The organism is Thiohalomonas denitrificans (genome assembly GCF_016841685.1).
In the GTDB taxonomy this organism is placed as follows: domain Bacteria; phylum Pseudomonadota; class Gammaproteobacteria; order Thiohalomonadales; family Thiohalomonadaceae; genus Thiohalomonas; species Thiohalomonas denitrificans_A.
Window position 1 is genome coordinate 1 of the sequence record NZ_JAENYR010000113.1, and the last position, 8272, is coordinate 8272.

Here is an 8272-nt window from a genome sequence, read left to right on the forward strand (position 1 = left end):
CCAAACCCCAGATTGCCGCGTCGCTGTGGCTCCTCGCAATGACGGCTAAAGGTTCATCACTGATTCGGAGCAGCGGAGCGACGGGTGGGGCTCGCGATGCGAGCGCGCGTCTGAAAGGGTCCGGTTGACCACTGAGGTCACAGAAACGGAAACACGTGGGTCTGCATGCATTCTCCGTGACCTCTGTAGTGGTCGAGGAATTCAGGAGGCCTCGGCCGAAACACGCCGCGTGAGGTCCCAGCGGTCTTCCCCGCGGCTCACATGTATTCTCAGGTCCCAAATACCCTTCAGGGGCAATGCCAGATAGCCATCGTAGTGGCCCGCTCCGGCCTCTTTCAGGGCCACATCGAAGTCGGCACTTTCGTCGGAAGGGCGATAGGCCGTCAATCGAACTTCGGCGCCACGGATCGGCCGTCCCTGCTTGTCGAAGAGGCTCAGCCGATAGACATCGGGCCGACCCGCCACGCTCGTCTTCGGCAGGTCGAACTCCAGGTCCCATCCGAGGGCACTCTGTGCGGCCTGGCGCTTGCGGTATTCCTGCTCCATCGCCTGACCGCTTTCGTAAAAGTCTTTATCGACCAGACCGGGATTGGTGATAACGGCCAGGCTCACCATGCCGACATTGACGCCCAGCACGATCAGCAGCAATGAGATCCAGCCGATAACCCAGGGATTACGCCATCCCTGTTTGTTCGATTGCGAAAAGAGACGCTTTGCTTCGACGGTCATTTCAGTGTTTCCCTTATTGACGCGGTCCTACAAACATACTTTCGTACTCCGCGTTCGCCCCATCGTCATCGACAGACTGGATTTCGAAGATAAGCGGCTGCATCTCGGCATCCAACTGCCGGCGCGGCACGCGCACAAATATAGTGAAGCTGCTGACTCTGCCCGACTTGGCAGTAAGCGGCTGCGCAGGCGTTCTGAGGGCCAGCCCCTCAGGGCCCCTGGCGGTGAGCCGGACCGGATGATCAACGTCCGATTTGTTGAGGATCTTGAGGTCGTACTTGTTCTGAATGGAGCCGTCACTCTGTAGCACGAACAGTGGAGAGCGCTCGTGAACCACCGAAAGTCCGAACGTACCAAGATGCGTCACACCGTAAACGATGCCGATCGCGGCCGCGGTGATGATGGCGAGGTAAACCAGCACGCGTGGACGCTTTAACAGTTTTGGGACTGGTTTGCCTTCCAGTTCATCCCAGGAGGCGTAGCGGATCAGCCCCTTGGGCTTGTTGATTTTCTCCATCACGGCATCACAGGCATCGATGCACAGCGCACAGGTGATGCAGCCTTCGTGTTGGCCCTCGCGGATATCGACCCCCGTGGGGCAAACCGCCACGCACTGATTACAGTCGATACAGTCTCCCTGCCCTTCGACTGTGTTGCCTTTTCTCAGCTTTCCCCGCGGCTCGCCGCGGTGACGGTCGTATGCGGGCAGAATCGTCTCGGTGTCGTACATGACACCCTGGATGCGGGCGTAAGGACAGAGCCAGAAGCAGACCTGTTCGCGCATGAATCCGGCAAAGAGATAGGTGCCGCCGGTGAACAGCGCCAGCACAATCCAGGCTGCTTTCGACGCACTCAGGGTGACATACGCCTCCCAGAGTTCGTAGGCATCGGTGAACCAGGCAGCGAAGGAAACGCCGGTGAGCATGGCGATCGCCAACCACGCCGCATGCTTGGGCACTTTGAGCTTCAGCTTCTCGAAGCTCATCGGTGCGCTGTCGATCTTGCGCCGCTTGTGCGGGGCACCCTCGAGCTTCTCCTCGATCCACGTATAGACATCGGTCCAGACGGTCTGGAAACAGAAGTAGCCGCAGAATACCCGCCCGGCGACCGACGTTATCACCGCCAGCAGAATGGCAAAAAACAGCAGCGTCAGCGACAGCATCCAGATGTCCTGAGGCATGATGGTGATGTCGAAGATGTAGAACTTCCGGTCCGGGATATCGAACAGGATAGCCTGACGCCCGTCGTAGCGAAGGTAGGGACCCAGGAAGAACAGCAGCCATGTGGAAGCCGTCAACCATTTCAGCTGCCGAAACCGACCAGGCATGCGCTTGGCATGGATGGTCTCACCGCCGGTGTTGACGTGCCATTTATCGAGGTCGTCGTAGAGGTCTTCGATTCTCACGCTCTGTTCGGCTAGCTTCTCGCTCACGATTCCTCCCGGTTGACCGCTTGTACTCGAATACGAAGGTTCTGCCTGGGAGTACGAAATACGGCCTAAAAGACGTAATGTTTACAATAATGTCCAACAGTAAACGCTAGACAGTAAACTCTTGATTGCTGCCGCAGATTTAGACAGTCGGATATTTACCGGATTCCATTGCATATTAGCATGCTCTAATAAACGGAGGGGAGCCTGCAACGAGCTCCCCTCATGTTTTCGGTATTTTGGACAGGCTAGGAGCCTGTCCGGGAACATCGTTTTTGTAGGTTGGGGTGAGTTATGCGAACCCCAACGCTGATTTTGTCGGGCTTCGTTCCTCAGCGCCAACCTACGTTTTGGAGCCCATTGCTATTCTCGGACAGGCCCCCAAGCCCGTTACTGCTTTTGCCCTTCATCTTCCGAGTGGGTGCGGTTGATCAGCTTGAGGACCCGAATCACCAGAACGATCGGGATCACGAGCGAAACCACCACCGCAAGAATAGAGCCGAATGCCACTGCGTCCATACATCACCCCCTGCTCACATTGGGTGGGCGCGGACCCGCCTTGGCGCGCCTCGCGCCCACCATTGGATACGCCGGTTACCGACCACCACCGAACTGGTGCACATAGACTGCCAGCTTCTTGATCTCGGTTTCGCTGAGGCGCTGCTGCCAAGAGGGCATTTCGGCATTACGGCTGTTCGCATCGTTGGAGTCGTTGACGCCATGCAGGATGGTGTACTTGACTTCTTCGAAGCTGCCGTTGCCGAAGCGCCAGATCCGATCGGTCAGGTCCGGGGCGCCCATGGCCGGGGTACCTTTGCCATCCTGGCCGTGACAGGCAAAGCAGGTGCCCTTGCCGGTGAAGAGCGGCGACGAGGTCGGATCCGTTGCGGCCACCGCGCGGGCCAGCTCATCGACCTCGGCCTCGGTCAGGGAGGCCCCGCCCCTGGCGGGCATCATGCCCTGGCGGCCGGCAGTGATCGACTGCGTGATTTTGTCGATCTCCCCGCCATAGAGCCACTCGTCATCGGCGAGCACCGGAAAACCCGGATTGCCGGCACCGCCGGAACCGTGGCAGGCGGCGCAGTTTTCACCGAACAGCACCTTGGCGGAACGCTGGACGTATTCGTTCAATTCACTGTCGGCAAGGATCGCTGCCGCCGACTTGCCGGGCAGCTGATTTTCATACTTGCCGCGCACCTCGTTGATAGCGGCGAGATCCTGCTTGTACTCGCCGATGGACGTCCACCCCATTACACCCTTGAAAGCACCGCCAAACCACGGCCATGACGGGTAAACGAGCGTGTAGAGAAGCACCAATATCCACGACGCATGCAGTCCGATCATCCACCATTTGGGCGGCGGATTGGTCGCCTCCGCGAGGTTTTCATCCCACACGTGCCCCGTCGTGCCGGGACCGTAGGGGTTCTTTTGGTCGCTCATTTCTTATCCTCCGAATCGAAATCGTTCTCCAGCGGAATATGCCTTCGAGACTCGAATGTTTCCTTGTTCTTCGGGTGAAATACCCACACATAGAGCCCCACCATCAGGAAAAACACGACGACGGTGATAATCAGGCCAACCCAGTCGTGGACGGTCAGCGCCGCCCATTCGGTGTGGAAGTATTCCTCGAGCTTACTCACGGTAATCCACGCCCTCTTCGAACTTCACGTGAGTTCCGAGAGACTGCAGGTAAGCGACCACCGCATCCAGTTCGCTAGCCCCTTGCACCTCGGCAGCGGCACTGAGGACGTCGCCCTCGGTGTAGGGCACGCCGACTCTCTGCATGGCGCGCATCGCCCTGCCAACGTGGGCCCCGTCCACCCGGTTCTCTTCGAGCCACGGATAGTTCGGCATCACCGACTCCGGCACGACCGAACGCGGGTTACGCAGATGTCGAACATGCCATTCATCCGAGTACTTGCCACCCACGCGGGCCAGGTCCGGCCCGGTGCGCTTGGAGCCCCACTGGAAGGGGTGGTCATACATGGATTCGGAGGCCAGGGAGTAGTGGCCGTAGCGCTCGTTCTCGTCACGGAATGGACGAATCATCTGCGAGTGGCAGGTGTAGCAGCCTTCCCGGAGATAGACATCGCGGCCGGCCAGCTCCAGCGGCTTGTAGGGACGCACACCATCACCGGCCTGCCAGTCGTCGAGGCTTGCGTCGGCCGAACGCTCCCAGACGATCTCCGGATGCTTGTTGTGCTCCATGGTGTCTTTCAGGAAAAACAGCGGAACAATCTCGACGAGACCGCCCACCGAGAGCAGCACGATGAGGAAGATGAACATCAGGAAGACGTTCCGCTCAATCCTGTCCTGCAGCTTTGTCGAGTAAATTTTGTCAGCCATTGTCGATGTACTCCTCTCGCTTAGGCGGTAGCGGCAGCGTTGGCGGCGGTAACCCGCTCGGCCATAGCCTGGCGGATGGTCATCACCATGTTGTAAAGCATCACGGCGCCGCCGGACCAGAAGATCATCCCGCCGACAGCGCGCATGGCGTAGTACGGATGCATGGCGGCGACGGACTCGGCGAAGGTGTAGGTGAGGGTGCCGAACTCGTCGTAGTCACGCCACATCAGGCCCTGCATGATGCCGGAAACCCACATGGCGGTGATGTAAACCACCGCGCCGATAGTGGCCAGCCAGAAGTGCAGATTCACGAGAGCGGGAGAGTACATGCGGGTATTCCACAGCTTCTCGATCATGTGGTAGAGGGCGCCTGCGGCGACCATGGCGACCCAACCCAGGGCGCCGGAGTGCACATGACCGACGGTCCAGTCGGTGTAGTGCGACAGGGCATTGACGGTCTTGGCGGACATGACCGGACCCTCAAAGGTGGACATCGCATAGAAGGCCAGCGACATGATGAGGAAGCGGAGGATGTAATCGTTGCGCAGCTTGTCCCAGGCACCTGACAGGGTCATCATGCCGTTTATGGCACCACCCCAGGAGGGGATAATCATGGCCAGGGAAACGGCGGCACCGAGCGAGCCGGTCCAGTCCGGCAGTGCGGTGTACTGGAGGTGGTGTGCACCAAGCCAGACGTAGCCGAACATCAGCGCCCAGAAGTGGATCACGGATAGACGGTAGGAGAAGATTGGGCGACCCGCCTGCTTGGGTACGAAATAGTACATGATCCCGAGGAAGCCGGCAGTCAGGTAGAAGCCCACCGCATTATGGCCCCACCACCACTGAATCATGGCGTCCTGTACGCCCGAGAAGACCGAATAGGACTGGGTCAGGCTCACGGGAATGGCCAGCGAGTTGACCACGTGCAGGTAGGTGATCATGACGATCATGCCCATGAAGAACCAGTTCGACACGTAGATGTGACTGGTCTTGCGTTTGGCCACAGTCATGAAGAAATTCAGACCGAAAGCCAGCCAGACGACCGCAATCAGGATATCGACCGGCCACTCCAGCTCGGCGTACTCCTTGGCCTGGGTCATACCCAGCGGCAGAGTGATGACAGCAAGAAGGATGATCAGGTTCCAGCCCCAGAAGGTGAACCAGGCCAGGGCATTACTGAACAGCGAGGTTCCGCCGGTGCGCTGGACGGTATAAAAACCGGTAGCCATCAGGGCACAGCCGCCAAAAGCGAAGACCACGGCGTTGGTATGCAGCGGACGCAGGCGGCCAAACGAAAGCTCGGCCGTATCGAAATTGAGGAAGGGCCAAGCCAGTTCCGATGCGATGTACACACCCAACAGCGTGCCTACGACCAAGTAGACGACCGACATGATGGTGAACCACCTGACGACCTCGAAGTCATATTTCTGCTCTACTTGTGCTTCCACGAGTAGTCTCCTTTAGTTATCACCGAAACCGACAGGTGCCCTGAGGCATCCCACAGCGGGATGGCGCTTTGGGTTTGTTGAGGCTCGTAGGCCCTGGGGTAGTATTTGGCCGCATTGCTCTGATCCACGCCTGACCTCCTCGGACGGACTGCGATGGGGGGCTGAATTTCGTCAATGCCTACAGTAAGGCGCCGGAGGGACTGGGAAGTACAACGCTCGTTCGGTCAGGTGTTCCTGCGATCGGGAGACCGCCTGAAAACATGGCTTTCACGCCTGCGCTGAGTGGCGCCTGACGACGGTTCACAGAAAACCCCCGAGTTCTGCAGACCGTGGCCGAATTTTAGTGGCTGCTACGATACCATGAACTTGATAATTGTCAATTAATGTGCCACGCCCCTATTCCCCTGTCAATACTAAGGTTAGCCTTTATGAACCCGGTTTCGAGCCCGCCACACTCCAGGAGCCTGTCCGAGAATAGCAACGGGCTCCAAAATGCAGGTTGGCGCTGAGGAACGAAGCCCAACAAAATCAGCGTTGGGGTTCGCATAACTCACCCCAACCTACAAAAACGATGTTCTCGCACAGGCTCCTGGTTCATCACGCAGTCGTCCGGAAGCGGACCTTTTCCACCACCAGCGGCGGGTCAGAGACAGCATAAACCCATCCCGGCCGGTTTACGCACGGGCAAGGGATCACCGGCGTGCTGCACGCTGGCCGGCTCCCGACCGCGGCAATTCCAGTTTTATACCTGCGGGGTTACGGGTATGCTATGCGTTTTCTCGCCAGTGGCTGGAGGATTTCGCATGGCCGAGCGTCGGGGTAGTGTCCGTCGGGAGACGCTGGAAACCCAAATCGAGGTCGCCGTTGAACTGGATGGCCGCGGAGAGGGGCATTTCGAGACCGGCGTGCCTTTCCTCGAGCACATGCTGGATCAGATAGCGCGCCATGGTCTCATCGACTTGAGCATCAACGCCCAGGGCGATCTGCACATCGATGCCCACCATACGGTCGAGGATATCGGTATTACCCTGGGTCAGGCATTTGCCGAAGCGGTGAGCGACAAAAAAGGGCTTCGCCGCTACGGTCACGCCTATGTACCCCTGGACGAAGCCCTCTCCCGCGTGGTGGTCGACTTCTCGGGCCGTCCCGGCCTGGTACTGAATGTGGATTTCCCCCGGGAGCGCATCGGCGATTTCGATACCCAACTGTTCGGCGAGTTCTTTCGGGGCTTTGTCAACAACGCCGGGGTTACGCTGCACATCGACTGCCTGCGCGGTGATAACGCCCACCACATTGCCGAAACCATCTTCAAGGCGTTCGGACGGGCACTGCGCATGGCGCTCGAGCCCGATCCGCGCATGGCGGGCATGATGCCGTCGACAAAGGGCAGTCTTTAGACTGAAATCACCGCAAAGGCACAAAGAGTGCAAAGCATAGCTCGCTTTTTTGGCCCGAACGGCTCTTTCCGCTGTCGAATAGCCGGGCTCGCGCCTTTGCAGTGAAGGAACTTATCGGATTCCAATAATGAACACTGTTGCTGTCATCGATTACGGTATGGGCAACCTGCACTCGGTCGCCAAGGCGCTGGAGCACACCGGAGCCGCCGACCGTGTGGTGGTGACGCCGGATGCCGAGGTCATTCTGAAGGCCGATCGGGTGGTCCTCCCCGGGGTCGGGGCGATTCGGGACTGCATGGCGGAGATTCGCCGTCTTGGTATCGATGAGGTGGTGCGCGAGGTGATCCGCAGCAAGCCGCTGCTCGGCGTCTGCGTGGGCATGCAGGCCCTGATGGACGAGAGCGCTGAAAACGGCGGCACGCCCTGCCTGGGTATATTCCCCGGCCGTGTCGAGTGGTTCGGCAACGATCTGACCGACCCGAACACCGGCGCACGTCTCAAAGTCCCCCACATGGGGTGGAACCGGGTTCATCAGGAGCGTGAACACCCGCTGTGGGAGGGCATCGGTCAAGACGAGCGCTTCTACTTCGTGCATAGCTACTACGTCGAGCCGGCCATCCCGGAGCTGACTGTTGCCACCGCGAGCCACGGCCGCACCTTTACGGCGGCAATAAGCCGCGACAATGTCTTCGCCGTCCAGTTCCATCCGGAAAAGAGCCAGCATGCCGGACTCCAGTTATACGCAAACTTCCTGAGATGGGACGGTGCTGCCTGAACCCCGGCAATCGCCTGTTCCTGTAGGAGCAGCGGCAGTTGCGAAAGGCTCATGAAGAACTCGCCCCCGCTGTCATTACGAGCCGTACCCGCTGCTGCGCGGCCCCGAATCAATGACGAACTGTTAGCCGTCATTGCGAGCCGTACCC

9 protein-coding genes are annotated in these 8272 nt (G+C 59.1%); 2 read left to right on the forward strand and 7 right to left on the reverse strand.

What is annotated here, in order from left to right; all coding sequences use genetic code 11:
- Positions 1-201 precede the first annotated feature (201 nt).
- From Q7L05_RS16170 to ccoN, 7 genes are all read right to left on the reverse strand, one after another.
- Positions 202-729, reverse strand: a complete 528-nt coding sequence (locus Q7L05_RS16170) for a FixH family protein (RefSeq protein WP_303909134.1) — start codon at positions 727-729, stop codon at positions 202-204.
- A 13-nt stretch (positions 730-742) separates the two neighbouring features.
- Positions 743-2161, reverse strand: a complete 1419-nt coding sequence (ccoG, locus tag Q7L05_RS16175; protein ID WP_303909137.1) for a cytochrome c oxidase accessory protein CcoG — start codon at positions 2159-2161, stop codon at positions 743-745.
- A gap of 387 nt (positions 2162-2548) precedes the next feature.
- Positions 2549-2677, reverse strand: a complete 129-nt coding sequence (locus tag Q7L05_RS16180) for a hypothetical protein (protein ID WP_303909140.1) — start codon at positions 2675-2677, stop codon at positions 2549-2551.
- Between the two features lie 75 nt (positions 2678-2752).
- The gene (ccoP, locus tag Q7L05_RS16185; protein ID WP_303909142.1) at positions 2753-3598 is read right to left on the reverse strand and encodes a cytochrome-c oxidase, cbb3-type subunit III; all 846 of its coding nucleotides are present in this window, start codon (positions 3596-3598) and stop codon (positions 2753-2755) included.
- A complete protein-coding gene (locus Q7L05_RS16190; RefSeq protein WP_303909144.1) occupies positions 3595-3798 on the reverse strand; it encodes a cbb3-type cytochrome c oxidase subunit 3 in 204 nt (67 codons plus the stop codon). Before Q7L05_RS16190 ends, ccoP begins: the two co-directional genes overlap by 4 nt.
- The gene (gene ccoO / locus Q7L05_RS16195) at positions 3791-4504 is read right to left on the reverse strand and encodes a cytochrome-c oxidase, cbb3-type subunit II (RefSeq protein WP_303909146.1); all 714 of its coding nucleotides are present in this window, start codon (positions 4502-4504) and stop codon (positions 3791-3793) included. The genes Q7L05_RS16190 and ccoO overlap by 8 nt, the downstream gene beginning before the upstream one ends.
- A gap of 20 nt (positions 4505-4524) precedes the next feature.
- Positions 4525-5952 (reverse strand): cytochrome-c oxidase, cbb3-type subunit I, encoded by a 1428-nt coding sequence (gene ccoN / locus Q7L05_RS16200; protein WP_303909148.1) that lies wholly within the window; start codon positions 5950-5952, stop codon positions 4525-4527.
- Between the two features lie 803 nt (positions 5953-6755).
- On the opposite strand from ccoN, the gene hisB reads away from it, so the two are divergent.
- Positions 6756-7349, forward strand: a complete 594-nt coding sequence (gene hisB / locus Q7L05_RS16205; protein ID WP_303909150.1) for an imidazoleglycerol-phosphate dehydratase HisB — start codon at positions 6756-6758, stop codon at positions 7347-7349.
- A gap of 127 nt (positions 7350-7476) precedes the next feature.
- Complete coding sequence (gene hisH, locus Q7L05_RS16210) at positions 7477-8124, forward strand: imidazole glycerol phosphate synthase subunit HisH (protein ID WP_303909152.1); 648 nt, start codon at positions 7477-7479, stop codon at positions 8122-8124.
- The last annotated feature ends 148 nt before the right edge of the window (positions 8125-8272 follow it).

What these genes read in the sequence shown, in the direction of transcription:
- Q7L05_RS16170 (WP_303909134.1), bottom strand. Translation starts at nt 729, where the DNA reads ATGACCGTCGAAGCAAAGCGTCTCTTTTCGCAATCGAACAAACAGGGA.
- Q7L05_RS16180 (WP_303909140.1), bottom strand. Translation starts at nt 2,677, where the DNA reads ATGGACGCAGTGGCATTCGGCTCTATTCTTGCGGTGGTGGTTTCGCTC.
- ccoP (WP_303909142.1), bottom strand. Translation starts at nt 3,598, where the DNA reads ATGAGCGACCAAAAGAACCCCTACGGTCCCGGCACGACGGGGCACGTG.
- ccoO (WP_303909146.1), bottom strand. Translation starts at nt 4,504, where the DNA reads ATGGCTGACAAAATTTACTCGACAAAGCTGCAGGACAGGATTGAGCGG.
- hisB (WP_303909150.1), top strand. Translation starts at nt 6,756, where the DNA reads ATGGCCGAGCGTCGGGGTAGTGTCCGTCGGGAGACGCTGGAAACCCAA.
- hisH (WP_303909152.1), top strand. Translation starts at nt 7,477, where the DNA reads ATGAACACTGTTGCTGTCATCGATTACGGTATGGGCAACCTGCACTCG.